The sequence below is a fragment of the Ureibacillus chungkukjangi genome (assembly GCF_044795995.1).
Taxonomy (GTDB): Bacteria; Bacillota; Bacilli; order Bacillales_A; family Planococcaceae; genus Ureibacillus; species Ureibacillus chungkukjangi.
In genome coordinates, this window is record NZ_CP085009.1 from 1,686,235 (window position 1) to 1,708,332 (window position 22,098).

The 22,098-nt window shown below is 35.4% G+C and carries 32 protein-coding genes and 1 other RNA gene; 26 read left to right on the plus strand and 7 right to left on the minus strand.

Going from position 1 to position 22,098, the window contains the following annotated elements:
* Nucleotides 1–10: 10 nt before the first annotated feature.
* The 9 genes from LG296_RS08230 (at nucleotide 11) to LG296_RS08270 (ending at nucleotide 7,853) form a co-directional block, all read left to right on the plus strand.
* Nucleotides 11–1,321, plus strand: coding sequence for an amidohydrolase (locus LG296_RS08230; protein WP_404427919.1), 1,311 nt, complete (start codon nucleotides 11–13; stop codon nucleotides 1,319–1,321).
* Nucleotides 1,314–2,753, plus strand: a complete 1,440-nt coding sequence (locus LG296_RS08235) for a M20 family metallopeptidase (protein WP_404427920.1) — start codon at nucleotides 1,314–1,316, stop codon at nucleotides 2,751–2,753. Before LG296_RS08230 ends, LG296_RS08235 begins: the two co-directional genes overlap by 8 nt.
* Before the next feature lie 94 nt (nucleotides 2,754–2,847).
* On the plus strand, nucleotides 2,848–2,982 hold the full coding sequence (locus LG296_RS08240; protein WP_404427981.1) for an excalibur calcium-binding domain-containing protein: 135 nt from the start codon (nucleotides 2,848–2,850) through the stop codon (nucleotides 2,980–2,982).
* Between the two features lie 221 nt (nucleotides 2,983–3,203).
* On the plus strand, nucleotides 3,204–5,090 hold the full coding sequence (locus LG296_RS08245) for an ABC-F family ATP-binding cassette domain-containing protein (RefSeq protein WP_404427921.1): 1,887 nt from the start codon (nucleotides 3,204–3,206) through the stop codon (nucleotides 5,088–5,090).
* Nucleotides 5,091–5,100: 10 nt separating this feature from the next.
* Entirely contained in the window at nucleotides 5,101–6,216 is a 1,116-nt protein-coding gene (locus LG296_RS08250) for a conserved virulence factor C family protein (RefSeq protein WP_251398007.1), read from the plus strand.
* Nucleotides 6,217–6,348: 132 nt separating this feature from the next.
* Nucleotides 6,349–6,552 (plus strand): spore coat protein, encoded by a 204-nt coding sequence (locus LG296_RS08255; RefSeq protein ID WP_107934464.1) that lies wholly within the window; start codon nucleotides 6,349–6,351, stop codon nucleotides 6,550–6,552.
* Between the two features lie 21 nt (nucleotides 6,553–6,573).
* Nucleotides 6,574–6,891, plus strand: coding sequence for a spore coat protein (locus LG296_RS08260; protein WP_251398005.1), 318 nt, complete (start codon nucleotides 6,574–6,576; stop codon nucleotides 6,889–6,891).
* Between the two features lie 138 nt (nucleotides 6,892–7,029).
* On the plus strand, nucleotides 7,030–7,158 hold the full coding sequence (locus LG296_RS08265) for a hypothetical protein (RefSeq protein WP_404427922.1): 129 nt from the start codon (nucleotides 7,030–7,032) through the stop codon (nucleotides 7,156–7,158).
* Nucleotides 7,159–7,163: 5 nt separating this feature from the next.
* Entirely contained in the window at nucleotides 7,164–7,853 is a 690-nt protein-coding gene (locus LG296_RS08270; protein ID WP_404427923.1) for a class I SAM-dependent methyltransferase, read from the plus strand.
* A gap of 52 nt (nucleotides 7,854–7,905) precedes the next feature.
* Here LG296_RS08270 and LG296_RS08275 read toward each other — a convergent pair whose 3' ends face one another.
* Complete coding sequence (locus tag LG296_RS08275) at nucleotides 7,906–8,778, minus strand: DMT family transporter (protein ID WP_404427924.1); 873 nt, start codon at nucleotides 8,776–8,778, stop codon at nucleotides 7,906–7,908.
* A 114-nt stretch (nucleotides 8,779–8,892) separates the two neighbouring features.
* Complete coding sequence (locus LG296_RS08280; RefSeq protein ID WP_404427925.1) at nucleotides 8,893–9,291, minus strand: glucosamine 6-phosphate synthetase; 399 nt, start codon at nucleotides 9,289–9,291, stop codon at nucleotides 8,893–8,895.
* A 123-nt stretch (nucleotides 9,292–9,414) separates the two neighbouring features.
* Between LG296_RS08280 and LG296_RS08285 the strand changes: the two genes are divergently transcribed.
* The 10 genes from LG296_RS08285 to LG296_RS08330 all read left to right on the plus strand — a co-directional run bounded on the left by LG296_RS08285 (nucleotide 9,415) and on the right by LG296_RS08330 (nucleotide 15,466).
* A complete protein-coding gene (locus LG296_RS08285; protein WP_404427926.1) occupies nucleotides 9,415–9,870 on the plus strand; it encodes a GNAT family N-acetyltransferase in 456 nt (151 codons plus the stop codon).
* A 3-nt stretch (nucleotides 9,871–9,873) separates the two neighbouring features.
* Nucleotides 9,874–10,056 (plus strand): hypothetical protein, encoded by a 183-nt coding sequence (locus LG296_RS08290; RefSeq protein ID WP_404427927.1) that lies wholly within the window; start codon nucleotides 9,874–9,876, stop codon nucleotides 10,054–10,056.
* Nucleotides 10,057–10,157: 101 nt separating this feature from the next.
* Nucleotides 10,158–10,348, plus strand: a non-coding RNA gene (gene ssrS / locus LG296_RS08295) — 6S RNA.
* Nucleotides 10,349–10,530: 182 nt separating this feature from the next.
* On the plus strand, nucleotides 10,531–11,835 hold the full coding sequence (locus tag LG296_RS08300; protein WP_404427928.1) for a diguanylate cyclase domain-containing protein: 1,305 nt from the start codon (nucleotides 10,531–10,533) through the stop codon (nucleotides 11,833–11,835).
* Between the two features lie 124 nt (nucleotides 11,836–11,959).
* Nucleotides 11,960–12,637 carry a GNAT family N-acetyltransferase gene (locus LG296_RS08305; RefSeq protein WP_404427929.1) on the plus strand — a complete coding sequence of 226 codons (678 nt, stop codon included), beginning with the start codon at nucleotides 11,960–11,962 and terminating at the stop codon, nucleotides 12,635–12,637.
* Between the two features lie 26 nt (nucleotides 12,638–12,663).
* Nucleotides 12,664–13,137 (plus strand): 8-oxo-dGTP diphosphatase, encoded by a 474-nt coding sequence (locus LG296_RS08310; RefSeq protein WP_251397994.1) that lies wholly within the window; start codon nucleotides 12,664–12,666, stop codon nucleotides 13,135–13,137.
* Nucleotides 13,138–13,277: 140 nt separating this feature from the next.
* Nucleotides 13,278–13,700, plus strand: coding sequence for a DMT family transporter (locus LG296_RS08315; RefSeq protein WP_107934479.1), 423 nt, complete (start codon nucleotides 13,278–13,280; stop codon nucleotides 13,698–13,700).
* A gap of 13 nt (nucleotides 13,701–13,713) precedes the next feature.
* The gene (locus LG296_RS08320) at nucleotides 13,714–14,379 is read left to right on the plus strand and encodes a Crp/Fnr family transcriptional regulator (RefSeq protein WP_404427930.1); all 666 of its coding nucleotides are present in this window, start codon (nucleotides 13,714–13,716) and stop codon (nucleotides 14,377–14,379) included.
* Entirely contained in the window at nucleotides 14,376–14,834 is a 459-nt protein-coding gene (locus LG296_RS08325) for a DMT family transporter (protein ID WP_404427931.1), read from the plus strand. Before LG296_RS08320 ends, LG296_RS08325 begins: the two co-directional genes overlap by 4 nt.
* Nucleotides 14,835–14,893: 59 nt before the next feature.
* A complete protein-coding gene (locus LG296_RS08330; protein WP_404427932.1) occupies nucleotides 14,894–15,466 on the plus strand; it encodes a tetratricopeptide repeat protein in 573 nt (190 codons plus the stop codon).
* A 6-nt stretch (nucleotides 15,467–15,472) separates the two neighbouring features.
* Here LG296_RS08330 and LG296_RS08335 read toward each other — a convergent pair whose 3' ends face one another.
* Together LG296_RS08335 and LG296_RS08340 are read right to left on the minus strand one after the other, a co-directional pair.
* Entirely contained in the window at nucleotides 15,473–15,832 is a 360-nt protein-coding gene (locus tag LG296_RS08335; protein ID WP_404427934.1) for a hypothetical protein, read from the minus strand.
* A gap of 147 nt (nucleotides 15,833–15,979) precedes the next feature.
* Complete coding sequence (locus LG296_RS08340; protein WP_107934484.1) at nucleotides 15,980–16,420, minus strand: hypothetical protein; 441 nt, start codon at nucleotides 16,418–16,420, stop codon at nucleotides 15,980–15,982.
* A gap of 189 nt (nucleotides 16,421–16,609) precedes the next feature.
* On the opposite strand from LG296_RS08340, the gene LG296_RS08345 reads away from it, so the two are divergent.
* The 3 genes from LG296_RS08345 to LG296_RS08355 all read left to right on the plus strand — a co-directional run bounded on the left by LG296_RS08345 (nucleotide 16,610) and on the right by LG296_RS08355 (nucleotide 18,219).
* Nucleotides 16,610–17,044, plus strand: a complete 435-nt coding sequence (locus tag LG296_RS08345) for a hypothetical protein (protein ID WP_107934485.1) — start codon at nucleotides 16,610–16,612, stop codon at nucleotides 17,042–17,044.
* Nucleotides 17,045–17,120: 76 nt separating this feature from the next.
* Nucleotides 17,121–17,537, plus strand: a complete 417-nt coding sequence (locus LG296_RS08350; protein ID WP_107934486.1) for a DUF5412 domain-containing protein — start codon at nucleotides 17,121–17,123, stop codon at nucleotides 17,535–17,537.
* A gap of 52 nt (nucleotides 17,538–17,589) precedes the next feature.
* Nucleotides 17,590–18,219, plus strand: a complete 630-nt coding sequence (locus LG296_RS08355; protein ID WP_107934530.1) for a zinc dependent phospholipase C family protein — start codon at nucleotides 17,590–17,592, stop codon at nucleotides 18,217–18,219.
* 71 nt (nucleotides 18,220–18,290) lie between these two features.
* Here LG296_RS08355 and LG296_RS08360 read toward each other — a convergent pair whose 3' ends face one another.
* Nucleotides 18,291–18,629, minus strand: coding sequence for an NIPSNAP family protein (locus LG296_RS08360; RefSeq protein ID WP_107934487.1), 339 nt, complete (start codon nucleotides 18,627–18,629; stop codon nucleotides 18,291–18,293).
* A gap of 100 nt (nucleotides 18,630–18,729) precedes the next feature.
* Between LG296_RS08360 and LG296_RS08365 the strand changes: the two genes are divergently transcribed.
* The 3 genes from LG296_RS08365 to LG296_RS08375 all read left to right on the plus strand — a co-directional run bounded on the left by LG296_RS08365 (nucleotide 18,730) and on the right by LG296_RS08375 (nucleotide 19,827).
* Nucleotides 18,730–18,885 carry a hypothetical protein gene (locus LG296_RS08365; protein WP_181417987.1) on the plus strand — a complete coding sequence of 52 codons (156 nt, stop codon included), beginning with the start codon at nucleotides 18,730–18,732 and terminating at the stop codon, nucleotides 18,883–18,885.
* A gap of 103 nt (nucleotides 18,886–18,988) precedes the next feature.
* Nucleotides 18,989–19,423: an NUDIX domain-containing protein gene (locus LG296_RS08370; protein ID WP_107934488.1), complete on the plus strand. Its 435-nt coding sequence runs from the start codon at nucleotides 18,989–18,991 to the stop codon at nucleotides 19,421–19,423.
* A gap of 104 nt (nucleotides 19,424–19,527) precedes the next feature.
* Entirely contained in the window at nucleotides 19,528–19,827 is a 300-nt protein-coding gene (locus tag LG296_RS08375; protein ID WP_107934489.1) for an RNA polymerase alpha subunit C-terminal domain-containing protein, read from the plus strand.
* A gap of 113 nt (nucleotides 19,828–19,940) precedes the next feature.
* On the opposite strand, the gene LG296_RS08380 is transcribed toward LG296_RS08375, so the two are convergent.
* Both LG296_RS08380 and LG296_RS08385 read right to left on the minus strand, forming a co-directional pair.
* Nucleotides 19,941–20,867 carry a polysaccharide deacetylase family protein gene (locus LG296_RS08380; RefSeq protein ID WP_107934490.1) on the minus strand — a complete coding sequence of 309 codons (927 nt, stop codon included), beginning with the start codon at nucleotides 20,865–20,867 and terminating at the stop codon, nucleotides 19,941–19,943.
* A 116-nt stretch (nucleotides 20,868–20,983) separates the two neighbouring features.
* The gene (locus LG296_RS08385; RefSeq protein ID WP_107934491.1) at nucleotides 20,984–21,373 is read right to left on the minus strand and encodes a hypothetical protein; all 390 of its coding nucleotides are present in this window, start codon (nucleotides 21,371–21,373) and stop codon (nucleotides 20,984–20,986) included.
* A gap of 134 nt (nucleotides 21,374–21,507) precedes the next feature.
* On the opposite strand from LG296_RS08385, the gene LG296_RS08390 reads away from it, so the two are divergent.
* Nucleotides 21,508–22,074: a hypothetical protein gene (locus LG296_RS08390; protein ID WP_107934492.1), complete on the plus strand. Its 567-nt coding sequence runs from the start codon at nucleotides 21,508–21,510 to the stop codon at nucleotides 22,072–22,074.
* The last annotated feature ends 24 nt before the right edge of the window (nucleotides 22,075–22,098 follow it).

The following is a 22,098-nucleotide window of genomic DNA, read 5'->3' on the forward strand; positions in this document are numbered from 1 at the left end:
GATGTCTTAGATGAACTTTTTAACTGTAGAAAAGGATTATTTACAGGTTTTAAGAGAATGGAGAAGAGATTTTCATAAATTTCCAGAACCAGGCTGGCTTGAGTTTCGTACCTCTGCTATTTTAGCTGAAAACCTTGAAGCTTGGGGTTATGAGGTATATGTAGGCAAAGAAATTGTGCATGGCGACTCAATGGGTGTTCCGGATAAAGTCTTAGCAGATGCTTTCTATAAAAAGGCAATTGAGAGTGATATATCAAGCAAATGGCTAGAGAAAATGGAAGCAGGAAAAACAGGCGTAATTGCTGTTTTGGATACAGGTATTCAAGGTCCAACTATTGCTTATCGAGTTGATATTGATGCACTACCAATACTGGAATCGTCCGAAGAAAAACATGTACCTCAGCAATTAAATTTCCGTTCTCAAAATGATGGTTTTATGCATGCCTGTGGTCATGATAGTCACGCTACGATCGGGTTAGGTTTGGCTGAGCAGCTCATGAAAGTAAAAGATAAGCTCTGTGGAAAGATTATAATCATTTTCCAGCCAGCAGAAGAAGGCGTAAGGGGAGGAAGTGCCATTGTTGCATCTCCTCTATTAGACAAGATAGATTACTTATGCGCCCTTCATATTGGTACGGGTATTCCAAAAGGAACCTTTGTCGCAGGGGTTGATGGATTCTTGGCCACAACTAAATTTGATGTAACGATTAAAGGGGTTGCCGCCCATTCTGGCATTAATGCTGAACAAGGAAAAAATGCGCTTTTAGCAAGTGCCCAAGCTGCTCTTGCCCTACACAGCTTACCTCCGCATAGTGAAGGAGTAGCCCGTGTAAATGTTGGAACATTAGAAGCCGGAAGTGGTCGTAATATCATTCCTTCATTGGCCAAAATGCAGCTAGAAATACGTGGTGAAACAACAGCCATCAACAGCTTCTATGAAGAGCGGGTTAAACAAATATTCAATGGGGTTGCGGCAATGTACGATGTCGAAGTTCAACTAGAAAAGGTTGGATATGCATTGAATATTCCATCAGATCAACAATTAGCGAAAATTCTAAAGGAAACAGCTACACATCAGTCTTCAATAAAGGAAGTTATTGAATATAGAGACTTTAAAGCTGGCTCAGAGGATGCAACCTTCCTAATGCAAAAAGTGCAGAAGCAGGGTGGTTTAGCCTGCTACTCTATTATTGGAACAAATTTAGCAGCAGGACATCATCACGAGGAGTTTGATATTGAAGAAGAGGATATGCTATCAGCTCTAGAAATATGGGTGAATGTTCCCTTCAAGCTATATGAGGAGTTGAAAGTAAATGGCTAGTAAGTTAGAACAAATTGATAGTTTATATAAGCAGTATGAGGATGAGATTATTCATCTTGCTGATCGAATTTGGGATGTTCCTGAGACGAGATATCAAGAGGTTGAGTCAGCAAAAATTTTAACGACGTATTTAGTGGCAAATGGATTTGAAATTGAAATGGGCATTGGTGGAATCGATACTGCCTTTGTTGCTAAATATGGTAGTAAGGGTCCAATCATTGGAATTTTAGGAGAATTTGATGCTCTTCCTGGACTGAGTCAAAAAGCAGGTAGCGATGTTCGAGAAGCTCTTGTTGAAGGTGGCAATGGTCATGGCTGTGGTCATAATCTATTAGGAACTGCAGGCATTGGGACAGTTCGACTTCTAAAGGATTTAATAGATAAGGGTGAAGTAGAGGGAAGGATTCATTACTTTGGTTGTCCAGCTGAAGAGGGTGGATCAGGCAAAACATTCATGGTTCGAGAAGGTGTTTTTAATAATGTAGATGTTGCGTTAACCTGGCATCCCAATTCCTTCACAAGTGTGTTTAATTATTCTTCATTAGCAAATTATCAAGTTTATTTTGAATTTGAAGGTACTGCTTCCCATGCAGCTAATTCGCCTCATCTTGGAAGAAGTGCTTTGGACGCTGTGGAATTAATGAATGTTGGGGTCAATTACTTGCGAGAGCATATCTCAAGTAATGCGAGAGTGCATTATGCCGTAACGAATTCAGGTGGGATTTCACCGAATGTCGTGCAAGCAAATGCTGAGGTTTTATATCTAATTAGAGCTAATACGATTCAAGAAGTTGATGATATCTACAAACGTGTTCTGAAAATTGCAGAGGGCGCTGCATTAATGACAGAAACAAAAGTAAAAGTGAAATTTGACAAAGCCTGCTCCAACTATATTGCAAACGATACAATCAACAAAATTGTATATGATAAATTACAGTTAGTGGGACTACCAACGTATAGCGAGGAAGAGCTTGATTATGCAAAGAAAATGGCTAAAACAATTACGCCGTCTGAGCTTACAAGTGCCCTACAGGAAATCAAATCGATCAATGAAGATAGCCATGTAGAGGATTTAATCGAAAAAGACTCTACCTTCTATCCCGAGGTAATCCCTTATCAAAAATCAACTATCACAATGGCTGGATCAACAGATGTTGCTGATGTGAGCTGGGTTGTACCGACATCACAATTCTTTACTACATGCTTTGTGCTAGGAACACCTCTGCATACTTGGAAGCTTGTATCGCAAGGAAGAACTGCGCTAGCCCATAAGGGAATGCTCTATGCTAGTAAAGTGCTTGCATTAACGGCTATCGAACTTTTAGATAATCCTGATTTAATCGTTCAGGCTAAAAACGAATTACGTGAACAAACAAAGGGACAATACGTGAATCCAATACCTAAAGAGGTATTACCGAATATGTATGGTTGATTCATTGTAAAATGGTTGATTTAAAGATGCTAATTCAAGTCAAACACCAACACCTAAGCCTCCTGTTGGAGATGCGAATTCTGGGACATATATAATACCGGGAGCACGAACAAGCTTTGATAACTGTACAATGCTTCGCCAATTTTATCCGAGTGGGGTCAAATCCACTCATCCGGCATATGCAAGCAGACATGATCGTGATAACGATGGTTGGGCATACGAACAATAGATTGCGGGAAAGGACTATCCACTAAAGGATAGTTCTTTTCTTTTGCTAATGTTTTACTTCGAACTTATCAAACCCAATCCGCTTTAATGCTTTATTTTTCATTATCCTTTATAATTAGATTTATATAAAACGCTTGGTATTGTTGATGTTGTGAATTGTAGGTTTTATCTTTGCAAGATACCAGATTTACAGCAGCTAAAAAAGGAAAGTGAAGGAACTTTATGAGTCATTTAATCGTATCAAATTTAACTAAAACCGTTGGCGATAAAACGCTATTTGAAAAAATTGAGTTTACTATTTATGAGGGTGAACGTGCTGGCTTAATCGGCATAAATGGAACAGGGAAATCGACATTGCTATCTATTTTAGCTGGTCTACAGGATGCAGATACAGTGGAAATGGATCATCCAAACAAATATCGCATTTCCCATCTTCATCAAGAACCTAGGTTTAATGATGGAGAAACTGTTTTACAGGCAGTGTTCTCGGGAGATTCACCGATTCTTCAGCTAAACAGACAATACGAAGATACATTAACAGAGCTAGCAAGAAATCCTGAGTCAGAGGAATTGCAAAATAAATTATTCCGTCTGCAGCAGCAAATGGATAATGATAAGGCTTGGGATGTCAATGCTCTTGCAAAGCAAGCCCTGACAAAATTAGGAATAGATATGTTTGATCACCAAGTGACAAGCCTATCAGGTGGCCAGCAAAAAAGAGTTGCACTAGCCAAGGTATTAATAGAACCTGCAGATCTTTACCTACTGGATGAACCTACGAACCACTTGGATGTGCAATCTACTGAATGGCTACAGGAAATGGTGATGCGCTTAAAAGGGGCAGTTATTTTCATTACCCATGATCGTTATTTCTTAGACGAGCTTTCAACACATATCTTTGAGCTTGCCGATCAAACGCTCTATCGTCATACAGGGAATTACGCAGATTATCTTGAGTCACGTGCAATGCGTGAAGAAATGAAAGCAGCTACGCAAGACAAATTGCGAAATCGTTATCGTTCTGAGCTGAAATGGATTCGTCGTGGTGCTAAAGCTCGTACAACAAAGCAAAAAGCTAGAATCGATCGCTTTGATGAGTTAGATTCCAAAATCGAGCGCGGCTCAAAAGATGCTAACTTAGAATTGTCTCTTGCCACATCAAGACTTGGGAAAAAGGTTATTGAAGGCGAACAACTGTCAAAAGCTTATAGCGAGCGTGTTATTCTAAAAGACTTTAACTTCTTATTACAGCAGGGCGACCGTATTGGAATAATTGGTGCCAATGGTTACGGTAAGTCTACATTATTAAACATACTTGCTGGGGAGCTGGAGCCAGATTCAGGCGAAGTGATTGTTGGTTCTACCGTAAAAAGAGCACATTTCAAGCAAGTGATTCCTGCGATGAATGAAAACGAACGTATCATTGAATATATCCGCGAGGCTTCAAATGACATAACAGATGCAGAAGGGGTTCGCTATTCTGCTGCACAGATGCTTGAGAGATTTTTATTCCCACTACATAGTCATGGTACACCGATTGGAAAATTATCCGGTGGGGAGCGAAAAAGACTTCACTTATTACGATTACTGATGGAGCAGCCAAACGTTTTATTATTGGATGAGCCAACAAATGATTTAGATATTGAAACATTAGGAGTACTGGAAGACTTTATAGAGCACTTCCCTGGTGTTATCCTGACCATTTCCCATGATCGTTTCTTCCTGGATCGAATCGCAAAAAAGCTATGGATATTAGATGGCCAAGGAAATGTGAATGAGAGCCTTGATGTATATAGCGATTATCTAGAGAAACAACAGCAGTCTCAAAAAGAGGAAGCAAAAGAAGTAAAAGTGGAGAAGCCAAAAGCACAAAAGGCTAAAACAGAAAAGAAAAAGCTTAGCTTTAAAGAGCAAAAGGAATGGGAAACAATTTCTGATACGATCGCCAAAGTGGAGGAGGAAATTGAAGCCACTGAGGCAGGGATAGCTACAGCAGGAGCAGACTATACAAAGCTTCAACAGTTAACTGAAAAACTAGATGAGCTAAACAAAAACTATGAAGAATTAATAGAAAGATGGACGTATTTAGACGACATCGTCAATGGATAGGAGAGATACTATGAAAATTGTAACAATCGAGCCAACACCAAGTCCGAATTCGATGAAAATTGTGGTAGACGAGGAGCTTCCATTTGGAAAGGCCTTTAACTTCACAAAGGAAAAAACAGAGGGTGCCTCTGAGCAAATCAAAGCTATCCTAGAAATCGAAGGAGTTAAAGGAGTTTACCATGTAGCTGACTTTTTAGCAGTTGAACGAAATGCCAAGTTTCAGTGGGAGCCAATCTTAGCGAGTGTACGAGTAGCATTAGGCGAAAAAGGTGAAGCTGCTAGCCAAGAAGACGTACAAGCTGACGATCATTTTGGAGAAGTGTTTGTTCATGTACAAATGTTTAGAGGTCTGCCTCTTCAGGTAAAAGTATTTGATTCAGCGATTGAGCATCGTGTTTCAGCAGGGGAGCGTTTCGTACAAGCCTTTCAATCAATCGAAGTCGACAAATTCGATGATAATTACCTTCTTGAACGTAAGTGGGTAGATTTCGGTGTTCGATATGGTGAAAAAGAAGATATCGCTAATGAGATTATTGAAGAACTCAATGCGACATATCCAGAAGAACGCGTCGCTCAAATTGTAGAAGGTGCCAGTAAGAAAAACACAGTTACACTAGAAAGAGAAAAAGTAACGTTAGAGCAATACTTAGCCGCAGAGGATTGGCAAAAACGCTATCAATTATTAGACCAGCTACCAGATCCAGAGGTAGACGATCTGCCATTATTTGAAAAAGCATTAGAAGACGATCAAATGTCTATTCGTCGTTTAGCAACAGTATACCTAGGCATGATTGACGATGTAGCGGTTGTTCCATATTTAGCTCGTGCATTAAAAGACAAAAGCTCAGCGGTTCGCCGTACAGCAGGAGATTGCATGAGTGACTTAGGATTAGTTGAATTTGAACCATATATGATTGAAGCCCTAAAGGATAAAAATAAGCTTGTTCGCTGGCGTGCGGCAATGTATCTATTTGAAACAGGGACAGAAAGCTGTCTACCAGCATTACACGATGCTGAAGATGACAAAGAATTTGAAGTAAAGCTCCAAGTTAAAATGGCCATCGCCCGTATCGAACAAGGCGAAGAAGCAAAAGGCTCAGTTTGGAAGCAAATGACGGAGAGATAATATGTAGGTGTAGCAGACGAAGAAAAGGAGACTTTTCTTTGTCTGTTTTTTTGTGTGGATACTACTAAATCTATGATTGAAAATAGTTTTACAGGGTAAATGTAGTACATAATCGAACTAGGAGGTAATGAAATGGCAACTGAGAAACTTGCACTGCACGAGCAATTAGAGGCACATGAAGTTTTAATTTTTAAAACTGCCTGTGTAACAAAAAGTAAATTATTTGTGGATATGGTTCAAGATGAGGAGCTTAAAGACATTATCCAGGAAGACCTAGAACTATCAACAAAGGCGGTTAAAGAATTAAGAAAAGTACTTGCTGATGCAAGTGCCTAAAAAGAATGGAGGAAATATAAAATGGCAGCAAAAAAATCAGATGAAACCAATAACGAACAGCTTGAAATGCCAATGATTGATGACCTAGCAATTGCAACTGATTTACTTGTATCGGCTAAAGCAGGAGTAAGAAATCTTTCTGTAGCTATTACAGAAACAGCAACTCCTTCATTAAAAAAGCTGTTGCGCCGTGAATTGGATATTGCAATTGATACGCATGATAAGATAGCTCAATATATGATTAAAAAAGAAATGTACCATGCATATGATTTAGATGAACAAATGAAGCATGATTTAGAAAAAGCAGATTTTGTTTTAGATTCAGTAAAGAATAATTAAAAATTTCTATTTTAAATCTTAAGTTTAAAGCCTAATTTCTCTTTTTCAAGTGAGAAATTAGGCTTTTCTCAAGTAAAGGGAAATACCTCTTTTAAGTAGAATACAAAGTAAGAGACTTAAATACTCTGGAGGTGGACTATGGCAAGTGTTGCATTAAGTAGTAATACAAATAACTTTTTATCTAAATATAAGCTCTTTGAAACAGATGAGGTACAGCAGGTTCAATTACAACACCGCTTAGAATTAGTAGAGGCCATTGGATTATAAAAGGTATGAGAGTTCTAGAAATTGGCTGTGGACAGGGGGATACTACCGTAGCATTAGCTGACGCAGTAGGGAATGAAGGGAAAGTTGTCGCCATAGATATTGCAAGCAGAGACTATGGGGCACCTTGGACATTAGGAGAAGCGACAGATACAATTAAGAAGTCTGCATTGGGAGAACGGATAACATTCCATTTTGAAACGGATTTAGAAACCTTTGAATCAAGTGAAATATTTGATGTAGCTGTGCTATCTCATTGTTCCTGGTATTTTAAAAGACCAGAAGATTTACTAGCTTATTTTCACAAGCTACGTAAAATAGCAAAAAGCATTCGCCTTGCTGAGTGGGATCTTGATTTTATTCATCTATCACAGCGTCCTCATTTTTTTGCAGCCTCCATTCTTGCCTTGCACGCAAATTTTGTACAAAATGATGGCAATATACAAAATCTGTTTCATAAAAAGCAAATTCAAAAGTTACTTGAAAAGGCAGGTTTTCACAATATAAAAGAAGGTAATGTAGATGCAACTTATTTACAGGATGGACAGTGGGAGAAGAACTATGCCAATAGTATTCGTAGTGATTTTACTAGTGCACCGCCTATGATACAGACCCTTGTTACAAGCTTCTATGAGCAGATGAATGTAACAAGTGAAGAAGATTTGTCATTAAACAGTTTTGTTTTAAGTGGTATGTAAATTACATGTGAAAACAAAGTCCTTCATAAATCAAAGGACTTTGTCGCTAAATCTATATCTGAGCCTTTTCTTTCCTTGGTTTTATGGTATATAAAATACCACCAAAGATTAACAAAATACCTAATGCTTGAAGCAATGTTGGAGTAAATGACAGAATAATTATATCCAGTAAAATCGCAACAACAGGATCGACAAATGTTAGTACAGATACTAAAAATGTAGGTAAACTTCGAACACTATCAAAGAATAAATAGTAGACAAAACCTGTATGTATCAAGCCTGTGCCAATAATGTAAATCCAATTAGATGTTGTTAAACCGTTAAACACAGCAAAATCGCAAAATGGTAACAGCATCACGATCCCAATAGCAGTTTGAATAAAGGTCATAGAATAGGGTGATAGATTTTGTATAGTTTTACTCGTAATCATTGTTAATGCATAGCAAAGAGCTGAAAGTAATGCCCAAATAAACCCTGAATTCAATAGCTGATCAACAGATTGGAAGCTATCAATTCCTACAATAAGAATACTTCCGATGAAACATACAATTGTAGCTAGAATTCCTTGAAGCGTCATTTTTTCTTTTAAGAATAAAGTTCCTAAGATTAACACAAAAATCGGTGCTAAATTATAAATGGATATTGTTATCGAGATGGACATTTCCTCGAACGCTTTAAATAAAAATACCCAATTCAGTACAAGAAAAATGCCGCAAAGACAGGTTTGGAGCACCTCGCGTCTACTCCAAGCTTCGGTTTTGTGTCCACCAGTAAAATACCACATTCCACTTAAAAATAGAGTTGCAAAAATACAGCGTACAAATACAAGTTCAACAGCAGGAATCCCTGTATGAATTGTAAAAAAGCCAATAGATCCAAAAATCGCCATTGCGATAGACATCTTCGCAACAGAAGCAACATTCATAAAATTTCCTACTTTCACATGTTTATCTTATTAAAATATATCAAATTTTTACCCGAATTTTAAGAGAATAAAAAAGTTACCTCAAAAGCTTTATGCCTTTAAGGTAACGACCATTTACTTAGAAACTATTAATTTTAAAACTTTATCACGCTGATCTTCAGTTTGCTGTTTACCATCTAGAAGTAAAACTCCGGTTTCAAATCCTTTTTGGTCATCTTCAACGATAAACTGCAAATTCACATCATTCACTTGACTATCAATGTCACATTTTCCTTTAAACTCAACGACATTATGATTCTTTTGAGTTTTAAAATACACCCATTTATTATCGGTACAGGTAGTGGTTAACGCGCTATCAAACGATGCACCAGATTCCTGAATTGGCGATTCCTTTATATATGTAATGTACTCATTATCTGTAATTTCCTCCTGTGGGCCATAAAAATACCAAAAAATTGCTATAATAGCTATTGGGACAATCCACAGAATAGTGCGTTTGGATACGTTTTGCATAGTAGCTCTCTCCCTTACCTTTGTAAAAGTATTATATCAATCTATGTATTGTTTTTCTACAAAAGGTTGATAATTTCTTTCTTAAGTAACAATTTCAATCTCATTTAAAGAAGGGAATAACTAATGGAATATAATATTTTTGAATCAATACCAGATAAGAATATATTAAATGAAATATTAAACCTACATGGTGCTATTTTCGGATATTCAGATGATTTGATTAATAAAATGTCGAGTAAATCAAAGCTATTAATCATAACTGCTCGGGATGGGGAAAGGGTAGTGGGCTACAAAATGGGCTACGAGATTACTAATGATAAGTTTTATAGCTGGTTAGGTGGAGTGAATCCTCTATATAGAAATCAAGGCATAGCCGCTAGTTTAATGGAAATGCAGCATCGATATTTAAAAAACAGTGGTTATTATATTGTCCAGACAAAAACGATGAATAAATGGAGAGGTATGTTGATTCTAAATATTAAGAATGGCTTTGAAATTATTGAGACGTATACTGATGAAAATGGTTTGCATAAAATTGTTTTAGAAAAAAACTTACAAACCTTTATGGAAGAGGAGTAGATTATGAAGGCTCGTTTCTTGATGAATATACTAACTACGATATTATTAATGCTTTTTGTTTTTATGAACTATTTAGAAATATGGACTGCTAACTTAGTTGTTCAAGCAATTTTCTTTATAGCAATGGTTTCGGCAATCTTTAATGTGGGAATTGAATACGGGAAAAGAGCTCAAAGGAATAAATAAATCTATTAGCAAATAAAACCTCTCTTTCTATAAAGTTTAACTTGAAAAAATTATTCTAATATACTTACTTGTACGGGCGAAAAGTTTATCTTAATATAATATTAAAGCTGCGTTGTACGTAGAATATTAAGTTTTAACCTTTAAGCTGTAAAAGGGAGTTTTAGATCGAAGATGGCATGGCGAGCATCACACTGCGGTGAATGATGATACACAGAAAATCTTTTGCAAACACCCACTTTGAGGAGTGGTGGTTAAAAACTTTCTATAATAATTACGGCAAGGCGGCTTCACTTACATATAAGATACATTGGGCGTAAACAAAGTCATAACGATTTTGTTTACGCCCTTTCTGTACATAAATCAAATTTACAGGATTGAATTTAATATTCTCGAGTACTTTTATTATTGCTTACTTAAACTTGATAAGATAAACTTTAGTAAGTGTTTTTATAGTGATTGAGGATGAGAAATTAAATGAAAAATACACAGCGTAGTCTCGGTCAAAAATTGTTATTTAGAACAGGTATCGCGGCAATACTTTTTATACTATTGATCCTTATTTCGTTATTTTATTTGGTTTTGGAGATAGATGAGCATGAAGAAAGACTGGTTGAACTCAATGAGATTGACGAAGATTTAACAGCTCTCTATATTGCTGTAATAGATCAGGAAACTGGTCAAAGGGGATTTAATTTAACTGGTAACGATGCGTTTTTAGAACCATTCTATAATGGGATTGAAGCTTTTAAATCTAAACAATCTGATTTACAAAAGCAAGTAATTGAATATCCAAATTTTAACAACTACGTACAAAATACTATAGAAAAAGGAGTAGCCTGGACAAATCAATTTGGGCTTCCTCAGGTTCAGTCAAGTAAGTCATATGAATACCTTGACGAACAGGCTTTAGAAAAAGGAAAAATTGCATTTGATTCTTTTCGTGAATCCTATAGAGTTTCACATAACCTTGTTGAAAAGGAAAGTAATGAAATACAGCGAGAATTTATTAATAAAATAATCGGCTTCTTTATAGGAAGTTCTTTACTTACCATCCTTACAATCGGTGTTTTATGGAGCGATATTTTCAAAAAATTTAATTCAATAACACGTCCTATTGTAGAGCTAAGTGAATGTGTTAAGGATTATTCCAATAATATTTTTACAAAAGAACCACCAAAGTATTTTAAAAACGATGAAATCGCGGATTTAATCTCAAATGTAAATTCAATGAGAATGCAATTAGAAGTAAATCGAATGTATATGGATAATTTAGCCAATAAAGATGGTTTGACTGGTCTGTATAATCGACGATATTTTAACCTGAAGCTTGAGGAAGAGTGGGAGCGTCAGTTAAATTTATCGAACAATTTAAATCTAATCTTCTTCAATATTGATTATTTTAAAAGATATAATGATTTGTATGGCCATGTTTTAGGTGATGAATGCTTGATTCAAATATCAAATACGGTATTAAACCTGTTCGATCATCCTACAGATCTTCCAGCAAGGTACGGAGGAGAAGAATTTGTCATTATCACATCAGAGCAAGATATCGCTAAAGTGATTTCCAAAGCTGAGGAATTACGAAGAGCAGTGGAAGATTTAAAAATCGATCATAGTGGGTCAAAAATCTCTGATTTTGTGACGATTAGTATTGGGGTTTCTTCTGTTATACCTAATAATAATATGGAACCTAAATACATTATCGACCAAGCTGATAAAGCATTATACAATTCAAAAGTTAATGGAAAAAATAAAGTGAGTAGTATTCAGCTATAAAAAGATTGCGAGCGTTGTCCTTACAAAAAGGATGACGCTTTTTTTCGTGCTAAGAAATTTTAAGCAGGGAACGGGCAGTGTCACCACGAATAATAAGTTTATTGATACTTTCGGAGGTTTGAAAATGCTAACTGATGACATATTGATGGCTATTCATGCCAAGGTGCTTTTTCAGCATGATATTGAAAATCGTATAACTAGGGTAAATGAACCACCATTTGATTTAGCGCCTAAAGTTTTTATCGGGGCAACTAGGTTGAGAAATATAGTAAGATTTTCCAGTTTACTTGATGAGAACATTGTTGAAAGGCTAGAAAAAGTGTTTGAGGAAAATGCAGGGACTGATTTAGCAGAAGTTATTAAGATTTTAAATGAAGTTGGACAAGTTAATGATTTCTGGATGGGACCTGCATTTGTTTTTCCAGACATCAAAGAAAGCAATTCTTCAAATATCATTCAAGTGAAACACGAAAACAAAGCGCTGTTGAAGCCTTACTTCCCATATACGTTTGAGGATTTTGAATATAAGAAGCCTTGCTTTGTCGTTATGAAAGACAACAAACCGATTTCAATTTGCTGTAGCGCAAGACAAACAGAAGAGGCTGCTGAAGCAAGTGTCTTTACAAATGAAAATTACCGAGGAAAAGGATATGGAATTGAAGTGACGAATGCATGGGCAGCTGAGGTTCAAAGACAAGGAAGAGTCGCTTTATATAGTACATCTTGGGACAATTTTGCCTCTCAAGCTTTAGCTAGAAAATTAGATTTGATTCAATTTGGCACTGACATTCATATGGGCTAAAATTGCTAATTACACTGGAGGAAGTCATGAATAATTCGATAAATTATAAGCTTTGGACAGTTTGTATGATTCAAAAGGAAGGTAAGGTGTTGCTTTTAGATAGGCAGCATGATGATTTCAAGGGGTTTATTCCACCTGGAGGTAAAGTTGAATTTCCTGAAAGCATTGTGGAAAGTGCTATTCGTGAGGTGAAGGAGGAAACCGGGCTAAAGGTTAGAAATCTCGTATATAAAGGATTATATGAATATGTAAATCCCGATTCTATGGCTAGATATATGATTTTCAATTACATAACAAAGGATTTTGAGGGAGAGCTTCTTGAAAATCCACCAGAAGGTAAATTAGTTTGGGTAAATCTAGAGGATGCGCTCAATTTGCCGATGCAGGAATCGATACGTAGAAGATTTCCTCTTTTCTTTGAAGAAGGTACATTTGAAATACAAGTAGAATGGAACAACAAGGAGAATAGGGAGGAAAGAGTTACAGTAAGGAATACATAAGATTAACATTCTAAGAGCTTATTCCAGGAATTTTGGGATAGGCTTTTATCTTTTTCTGAAAACGAGACATATGTCCTTTTATAATTGAATGGCAAATGGTGTAATAAGAGTATACTTACATCGAGAAGAGGATTTTAAGCATGGGAATAATTTTGGCTATACTTTCAGGATTTTTTATAGCACTCCAAAATGTAACTAACGCAACTATCGGTTCAGAGCTCAGCACTTGGACAACAGCTATGATAACACAGGCAGCTGGGGCAACAGGTGCATTTATCATTTACTTATTTTCCAAGAAAAATCAAACTTTAGGGTTAAATAAAGTAAAGCCATTATACTTGTTTGGTGGTTCATTTGGAGCAATCGTAGTTGCTTCAAGTGTCATAGCCGTTTCATATGTCGGAGCAACAATATCAAATGCATTAATATTATTGGCCCAATTAGGAATCGTAATTATGATTGAAGCTTACGGATTATTCGATCTTAAAAAACAAAAAATTGCTGGTAAACAATGGGTAGGTCTAGCATTAATGATGCTTGGTGCAATTTTCATCAGCTTATAGGAGTGACGACTACTTGCAAAATTACATACAAAAGTTTTCGTTGGATCGTGTTCTAAATGATGAGTTAATCAGCTCATTGGCACTTAATCGCTATAGCAAGGGGAATATTATCATTCAGCAGGGTGAAGAGCCGGAATACGTATTCTTTTTAGTAAAAGGGAAAATCAAAACCTATAAAACCTCTGACGAAGGAAAAAGGCTGATTTTATCCTTTAAAGAGAAATTTGATATTTTAGGTGATATTGAATTTGTTCAGCAGGCTCCATATATCAACACAGTAGAGGCAATGACGGATGTACTAATACTCACTATACCGGTGCACATTGCACAAAGTGTTGGCATGAATCATTTACCATTTGTTCAATTTGTATTGGAAAGAATCACAGAGAAGCTTTATGTGAACTCCAATGCCTTAGCATTTAATCTAATGTATCCAGTGGAAGTACGCTTGTGCAGTTATCTTTTATCGGTTGCATTAAATGATAGAACCGTTTCCAATCGGGAGCTAAAGGATGCAGCAGATTTAATAGGGACTAGTAAGCGCCATATGAATCGGGTACTTGTGGACTTGGTTAATGAAAACATTATTGAACGGCGAAAGGATTCAATTCTAATCATCCAGCACGACCGACTTATTGAACTAGCGAAACATAACATATACGAGGAGAGAATACGTTGATTATAGGTATACTTTTAGCATTGGTAGCAGGGGCGTTTGTCGGTTTGCAAAATATTTTTAATCGACATTTAAATGAACATGTAAGCTCATGGTTCGCTACAACATTTGTTTTATTAACAGGTAGCGTTGCTGCTTTGATAATCGGATTACTACTTCAGGGAACAAAGATTTTTGACGTAAGTGGCATGAAACCGAGCTACTGGTTTTTTGGATTAGTAGGAGTCGGTGTCATTTACACGATGATTCAGGCAATGAGACGACTTGGCCCAACGAAAACGGTTTTAATAAGTATCATTGCACAGCTAGCCTTTTCGCTATTATTTGACGTCACAGGGTTTTTAACTTTACCTCAAGTGGACCTGAAATGGGAAGATATTATGGGCGTATTGTTAATCATCTCAGGTGTTTTAATCTTTAACTTAAAAAAGAAAGTTCCATTAGCACGAGTGAAGTAATGAATACAGGAGAGTGTTTATCTATTGGATAGACGCTTTTTTTTTATGGAGGGGTAAGGTTGAATTTTGTGGATTTCAAGAAATCTATATCAAGGATAAATGAAATTATATATTTTGATAGAGAGCATTTTCTGCGAGAAAAGACTTATAATTCTTCAAAGCTAAAACAGTACATTCAAAGTGCTGAAGGATTACTAAAATCTACTAATATCTTAGAGGGAAAGTATTTTATCATGGGAACATTAGGTAACTTTTATAGAGTCCTTGGGGAAACTCAGAAAGCAATCAATATACTAGAGAGGTGTTTAATGATTGCATCTACAGAACTGAATTTTAAACGAGAAATCGTATGCAAAATCCGTTTAGGTGAAGCGTTAAAGTATAATAATAATCATCTAAAAGCTTTGGAAGTTTTCGACGGAGCATTAGAGTTGAGTCTAGCTCACGATTCCTTACATTTAGACTATGTGCTACAACACAAAGGGAAATGTTTATTGGAACTTAATAAAGTGATTGAAGCTGAAAAATGTTTTAAAGTGGCTTTGAAATTGAGAGAATATAAAAGTAATGAAGAACTTATTAAGTCAACTCAACTTGCCTTAGATTTTATAAAAAATTTAAAAGAGAATTAAAACATTTTAAATTTCCTCCACGCTATCTACTGCATTAATTATTGCAATCACTTCACCCGTATCCCTACTTATAAAATAAACTAAAGCAGGTGTGTTTAAAATGTCGGGATGCTCATCTGTATCTATTGATACTTTCCAAATTTTTATGTCTTTATTATATTTACTTGAATATACGTACGCCTTATAAGTTTCCTGTTCAAATTCTGTCCATAGGGTAGCAGAATCATATCCTGAGGATTTAGCTTCAGCCAATGCAATTTCTTCAGCTTCTTCTTTTGAAATTCTTTCATAGTTCGGCCAAACATTTATTCCAATTGACACAATCGCCATAATTATTATTAATATAGTTGTTTGATATTTCTTCATAATTCACCTGCTTTATTATTCAATGCTAAAAGAGCCTCATATCACCAATAGCCCATTAGACAATATTTCTCCATTGCCAAGTACTCCAAGCTCTTGTTGCAATTCTATCGGGAGAATACAAGTGATTCTATCTAAGCTATCCTTACTTCAGCTTTCAAATACGGTTTTCTTTTTAAAGATAGGAGCCAGTAAAACATAGAATCCGAAAAGTATTAGAATCGCTATTTGGCTTAAAAACTGTTGCATTAAATTTCCTAATGGAGCATTGAAAAACATTGAAACTAAAAAACTTGCTATAATCAGAACGAACAAAATTGCAACAATTCCACCAATGAACAGTTTAATATTTCCCCTTTGTTGATAAACCACAAATAAAATCCCGCAAATTAAACAACTCGCTATACAAAACTCTAGAAAACTCGTCACTAGATTTAGTCGTTCTAGCTTAAAATAGATAGCCTGAGGCAATTCGCCTACAGTTAAAAAAGGTACACGTATATTATTTTTAATTACTTCGATACCAATATAGGACACATTTAGAAATGCGAGAACAATAATGATAATTCTAAGGTTAATATTGCTTGCCATCACATAACCCCTTCCAGTTTTTTGCACAATACAAGAATAACCTATTTCTGGTTGAATTGTTAGATTTTACGCAACATTTAAACATTTATAGCGTTGGATATTATATAATTGAATTGTAAAATATTAACTTTAAAAATGTAGTTGGAAAGAACTCGAGTGCATTGTTTATGGGTTAAGGAGCGAAAAGTAATGAAAAAAATGATGATTCTTATTCTAGCTATTATTCTCTCTGGTTGTAATAAGCTTACGCCGGCTAATACATATGAACAGCCACAGGGCAAAGTAGTGATGAATGATAATGAATATCCAATGCTGGTTAGTGAGTTTGAATGGGTGGAAGAGGATTTTGAAATTAGAAAATTGGACTCACCGGATATTAATGAATTAGCAGAAGAGTTCGATACGATTGAGGTTGATAAAGAGGATAGTTTGACAATTGAAATTGATCAAAACCCTTCATCTATCATTGTTGACCAATGGGATGAAGAAGGGGAATTTGAGGCAATCGAAATGACAGGAAATGAAATTCCTATCCCTGCCGAAGCGGGGACATATATTTATGAGGTCACTGCTGGGTGGGCTGAAGGGAAGCTTACTTATATTTTTGATATAACGATTAAATAAATAGATTCGAATCTGTTTGATAAATTATATATATGTAATACCGAGCGGCCGCAAATATGACAATATTTTTTAGAGGATGAGTGAGTTGACAATAAGCGAGATAGCTCTTGTGAATAAGAAAAAGCGAGTTTATAAAAAAATACTTCTAGGATTTCTAATTGTTTTCTTACTATTTATCTCTTTAATAGGCTATGCAATTTACTGGGCGTTCTATGATATGGATCGATTAGCAACAGGGGAATTTCTGACTGGAGAAACCTCTCCCGATGGTAAATATACAGTAAAGGCATACGTGACAAACGGTGGTGCTACAGTAGCTTATGCTGTCCGCGGAGAGCTTGTATTTAATGAAAAAGAGCATAAATCCAAAAATATCTATTGGAATTACCGCGAGGATACAGCTCATATCAATTGGATCTCTAATAACGAAGTCGAGATTAATGGCCATAAGTTGAAAGTACCGAACGAAAAGTTTGATTTTAGGCATGAGTAGTTTCTGGTCTTAAAAATCGAGTGAAAAGTATATGGAGAAGGATGGTGAAAATATGGGTTCAAGAATCATGCACTTAATCATTGGAAATAAGATTGCTGAACAATTAGCGATAAACGGCGATTACAAAAAAGCATTTCTACTGGGTAGCATTGCACCGGATGCTGTGTCAAATAAAGATTTGTCACATTGCTTTAATGGAGAAGTAAAGGATTATACAAGATTTGTGGATTTTGAAGGATTCCTGCGTAAGTATTATTTGCATAATGAAAACTATTATATTTTAGGCTACTATACTCATTTAATAGCCGATGACATATGGCTGAAAGGATTCTTTTTGCCATGGCTGAGAAACAGAATGGAAGCTGATAAAGAAATATTCACACAATATCATAACGATTTTCGATTATTGAATGGTAAATTACTTGACTATTACGATTTTACAGATGAATTAAAATCAGGCTTAAATGAGTTTCCTGCCATTATTGACATAGTAGAGGTCAAATCGAACGAAATTAAGCATTTCATTCCTTATATATTCAGTGACATGGATTATAACGAGGAAATGATTAATGAGCCCTTAAATGTTTTTGCCTTGCAGCAGATAGTTGGCTATATTGAGACTTCGGTCGATAAGGGCTTAATGCATTTGAATTTACTAAAAGGTGAAGGAGCAAAATTGTAGGTAAAACAAGATAAGATACTCTCTTTGAAATTAGATTACTAAAAATAGAGAGTATCTTATATAAATTGAAATTATTTAATAGTAGACATAAGAACTTCATTTTTAACTTCAAGTATGAAATTGCTAAGTACATAATCTCTACCACCATTGCTTTCATACCAGTCTTTAACCATTTGGACATGAGCTATATCATTTCTTATTTTGTGCTCAATTTGCTCATAATCTTCGTAACTGTCATATTCCCAAATAGCAAAAATTTCAACAGTATTGTTTTTGTTGTCTTTCATCCATCTACCTACTAGTCGCGAGCCATGATTTAACTGATTAGGTAGATTTGTATTGTTAAAATGATCGTTAAATATTTCAACAAATTCACTCTTAACAATATAAAACTTTCTTCGATAAAACATTTTGAAAACATCCTTTCTAATGTCATTAAATATATGTTACATAGATTTCCATTAAGAATCTAATGAAAATTTTATTTAAGTTAAAGGAGACAAAATAAATATGCTTAACAATATAGTTAATGAAGTTAATCTAGTAAGAGCTGAATTATCTGATATAGAACTTTTAACAGATATACAAAAACGAGCTTTTGATGATCACGCTAAAAAATGGGGCGGCTGGACATCTGATTCACTAAGTAATGGACCTGGTGACTAATAATAATTGTAATATCAAGGGTTTGAAAATTAATGGGGTTCTAATTGAAGAGTTGCTTCGTTTAAATAAGAGTGAATAATTTAAATTATTTGGGGGAGTTCATTTGAAACGTATAGATGTTGTATCAGCTTTAATCTACGATGTTCAAGGAAATATTTTGTTGGTAAAAAATCGAAAAGGGGATTCATTTTATTGGGGACTTCCAGGAGGCGCAGTTGAAAGCGGAGAGACGTTAGAGGAGGCTGTCGTTCGAGAGGTAAGTGAGGAAACTGGTTTTACTATAGAGGTTGCTGGTTTAAGTTCATTAAGAGAGGTGTTTTTTGATAAAAAAAATCACCATGCTTTAATCGTCACTTTCTTTGCCAAAATCATTGGAGGAGAAATAAATATTAATGACCCTGATGGTGAGATTGAAGAAGTGAAGTGGGTTGATATTGAAACTGCTAGAGAACTCATGGCACATTTATTTGACATGCTAAGAATCAATCCAGAAACTCACAAAATACCTGCATTTTATGAATTTGAAGGTACTCAATAAACCTATAATTGTTCTGAACTATTTTGGAGGTTTGCTAGAGATAATACAATTCATTTATCACTGTAGGTTAGAATTGAATAAAGGATCGGTTTGGAGGAATTATTTTGAAAGCAGAAAAAAGCTTAAGGGTTTGTGTAAAGGGACATAAGTTTTACAAAAGTAGCGAGTGTCAAAGCTGTCCAAAATGTAATGATGAGAATAGGCCTGAATTTGGGTTTCTTTCAAAACTTAGTTCACCTGCCAGAAATGCATTGCTCCACGATGGGATTGAGACCTTGCAGGAACTATCGAAGTACTCTGAAAAAGAAATATTAAAAATCCATGGAATTGGACCAGCATCCTTGCCTATTTTAAGAAGCTCATTAAAAGAATTAGGGCTATCATTTAAAGAAAATACTCTGTAATGTTCGAGTTACTTTATTTAATAAACCGCGCTTTTGTGGTCCATTAAAAAGAGGAGTTTACTTTAAAAAGTAAACTCCAACTAGCTTTAGGCTTTATCTAACGCTTTCAGCTTCTAATCGATTCGTTCCTCACTCATAAGCTCACTAACAGTACCTAGTTTATAGCCTTTTTCTTTAATTTGTTTAATCATTGATTCCATCCCTTCAGCAACAGGCTGTGTAGGATGCATGAGAATCATGGAGCCATTGTCTACTTTAGATACTACTCGATTAACCATTTCAGCAGCAGCCGGCTTTTTCCAATCCACCGTATCGACTGTCCATAGAATTGTTTTCATCTCTAATTGCTCTGCAACCTTTACCGTTGTATCGTTAAAGCTTCCACTAGGGGGAGCAAACCATTTCGGTCTAATTCCAATAGTTTCTTCGATTACCTTACTTGTTTTCACTAATTCCATTTTTGTTTCTTCCAAAGAACGCTGCTGGAGGTCTGGGTGACTATAAGCATGATTTCCAATCTCATGTCCTGCGTCATTAATCTGTTTAGCTACATCAGGATTCTTCTTCACCCAGCTACCATCAAAGAAAAAGGTAGCCTTCGTATCATGTTTTTCTAATGCTTCGAGAATCCCTGGAATATATTCGTTCCCCCAGGCTACATTAATCAAGAAAGCAATCATCGGCTTTTGAGAATTTCCTCTATAGATGGGCTGGTTTTCTATATCATCTAAATGGAATTTCGGTGGAATTACCTTATAAACGATTTTTTTTTCGTCAAACTTACCTTTTGACTTCATTTTCTTATAACTGGCTGTAATGTCTACTGTACGCCCATTATAACCAGGTATTGCCTTCCAGATTGAATCGACTTTTGCATCGACTGGCTCTCGATTATTTTCTTCACTGTATTTTTCAATGGCTCTAAATAGCTCATCCTTCGTCATTTTTGAAGAACGCGCCTTTGAAGCATCAGCAAATAAACCTAACACCAGCAAAACACTTGAAAGCAGTAAAAGGTATCTAAAGTAGTTTCTTTTCATTAGTTCTCCCTTTAAAATCATATAATTTTAACGATATTAAGTTTCCCAATTTGTAAAGGAATTATGTTTGCTTGAAATGAAAAAATCTCTGGAATAGAAAAAAAGATCTGATTCGATTACTCCGTGACTTTTCTAAATTTAATTATTAAAAATCCATTTAATAATACAAGCAGTAGAGGCTGTAGCACAAAGGGAAGTGTAAGGAGTGCATATGAAACAGTAAAGTACTCTGCATCAGTATCGGTTAAGAAGCTTGATAAGGTAACCACGAATATGAGAGTGAACATAGCTATAACAACATAGCGTGTACTTTTTTTAGAAAGTAAAATTGAAGCGAAAATAAATAAGACAGTAGAAATAAATAAAACTAGCTGTAAAAAAATCGCTTCAGAAATTGAGAAAATGACAGGTATATCAGAAGTAATTACTAATTGAATCAAATAAGCAGAAACCAAAATAAATACACCTAAGATAAATAAAAAATTTGAGGATTTGATATTTTTCATTCGATCACCTATTTAAGCCTTTTAGCTCATTATAATCGATTTTGGAAATTTATGTATTAAATTGATATTCATAAAGTGAATATTTCCTTTTAAATAGTAGAAAATAATCCTAAATACAATTAGGAGCGTTTATATTGAGACTCAAGTTTCCGCTTATCGTATTATTGCTCGTAGCTATTCTAGGTGGGCTAAGTTATAAAACTACTTTAGCTAATTCAAGTGATTCTCCTCAGCCTTTAGAAGAAATTCTTCCTAGTTTCGGTTATAAGTCAGCAGAGGCAGCAGCAAGAGAGTTTGAAAAGCATTTTAAAGAGGAGCTAAAGCTTCCACTTAGAATTCCTCCAATTCAATTCACACACCACTTTGGTAGGTTTACTGATGCGGATGGGGAAATGAATGATCATTTTGAATTGACCATGATTAGTGATCAAAATCCTCAGCACCATTTCAAAATCGAAGTTAGACCTATTAAGTATAAGATACCATTTAGAGAAGAACATGGTTTAAAGTCATTGAAGCTAGAGAATGGGAAGGATGCATTTTATTCTGAGAAGGCAGCTCTTGGATTTAACCTCTTAATATTTGAAAGAGAAAATTGGCAATATATCTTTAGCATAGATAAGGACGTGGCAAATATAGTTACAGCCGATGTACTTGTGCAAATTGCAAATACAATTGACTACAAGGTAGGTGAAGGCTGAACAATTTTAGGAGGATAAGAAAAT

Bases quoted from the DNA above. Each gene is read 5' to 3' on its own strand.
- LG296_RS08230 (WP_404427919.1), top strand. From the start codon at position 11: ATGAACTTTTTAACTGTAGAAAAGGATTATTTACAGGTTTTAAGAGAA.
- LG296_RS08235 (WP_404427920.1), top strand. From the start codon at position 1,314: ATGGCTAGTAAGTTAGAACAAATTGATAGTTTATATAAGCAGTATGAG.
- LG296_RS08245 (WP_404427921.1), top strand. From the start codon at position 3,204: ATGAGTCATTTAATCGTATCAAATTTAACTAAAACCGTTGGCGATAAA.
- LG296_RS08250 (WP_251398007.1), top strand. From the start codon at position 5,101: ATGAAAATTGTAACAATCGAGCCAACACCAAGTCCGAATTCGATGAAA.
- LG296_RS08255 (WP_107934464.1), top strand. From the start codon at position 6,349: ATGGCAACTGAGAAACTTGCACTGCACGAGCAATTAGAGGCACATGAA.
- LG296_RS08260 (WP_251398005.1), top strand. From the start codon at position 6,574: ATGGCAGCAAAAAAATCAGATGAAACCAATAACGAACAGCTTGAAATG.
- LG296_RS08265 (WP_404427922.1), top strand. From the start codon at position 7,030: ATGGCAAGTGTTGCATTAAGTAGTAATACAAATAACTTTTTATCTAAA.
- LG296_RS08270 (WP_404427923.1), top strand. From the start codon at position 7,164: ATGAGAGTTCTAGAAATTGGCTGTGGACAGGGGGATACTACCGTAGCA.
- LG296_RS08275 (WP_404427924.1), bottom strand. From the start codon at position 8,778: ATGAATGTTGCTTCTGTTGCGAAGATGTCTATCGCAATGGCGATTTTT.
- LG296_RS08280 (WP_404427925.1), bottom strand. From the start codon at position 9,291: ATGCAAAACGTATCCAAACGCACTATTCTGTGGATTGTCCCAATAGCT.
- LG296_RS08285 (WP_404427926.1), top strand. From the start codon at position 9,415: ATGGAATATAATATTTTTGAATCAATACCAGATAAGAATATATTAAAT.
- LG296_RS08290 (WP_404427927.1), top strand. From the start codon at position 9,874: ATGAAGGCTCGTTTCTTGATGAATATACTAACTACGATATTATTAATG.
- LG296_RS08300 (WP_404427928.1), top strand. From the start codon at position 10,531: ATGAAAAATACACAGCGTAGTCTCGGTCAAAAATTGTTATTTAGAACA.
- LG296_RS08305 (WP_404427929.1), top strand. From the start codon at position 11,960: ATGCTAACTGATGACATATTGATGGCTATTCATGCCAAGGTGCTTTTT.
- LG296_RS08310 (WP_251397994.1), top strand. From the start codon at position 12,664: ATGAATAATTCGATAAATTATAAGCTTTGGACAGTTTGTATGATTCAA.
- LG296_RS08315 (WP_107934479.1), top strand. From the start codon at position 13,278: ATGGGAATAATTTTGGCTATACTTTCAGGATTTTTTATAGCACTCCAA.
- LG296_RS08335 (WP_404427934.1), bottom strand. From the start codon at position 15,832: ATGAAGAAATATCAAACAACTATATTAATAATAATTATGGCGATTGTG.
- LG296_RS08340 (WP_107934484.1), bottom strand. From the start codon at position 16,420: ATGGCAAGCAATATTAACCTTAGAATTATCATTATTGTTCTCGCATTT.
- LG296_RS08345 (WP_107934485.1), top strand. From the start codon at position 16,610: ATGAAAAAAATGATGATTCTTATTCTAGCTATTATTCTCTCTGGTTGT.
- LG296_RS08350 (WP_107934486.1), top strand. From the start codon at position 17,121: ATGAGTGAGTTGACAATAAGCGAGATAGCTCTTGTGAATAAGAAAAAG.
- LG296_RS08355 (WP_107934530.1), top strand. From the start codon at position 17,590: ATGGGTTCAAGAATCATGCACTTAATCATTGGAAATAAGATTGCTGAA.
- LG296_RS08360 (WP_107934487.1), bottom strand. From the start codon at position 18,629: ATGTTTTATCGAAGAAAGTTTTATATTGTTAAGAGTGAATTTGTTGAA.
- LG296_RS08365 (WP_181417987.1), top strand. From the start codon at position 18,730: ATGCTTAACAATATAGTTAATGAAGTTAATCTAGTAAGAGCTGAATTA.
- LG296_RS08380 (WP_107934490.1), bottom strand. From the start codon at position 20,867: ATGAAAAGAAACTACTTTAGATACCTTTTACTGCTTTCAAGTGTTTTG.
- LG296_RS08385 (WP_107934491.1), bottom strand. From the start codon at position 21,373: ATGAAAAATATCAAATCCTCAAATTTTTTATTTATCTTAGGTGTATTT.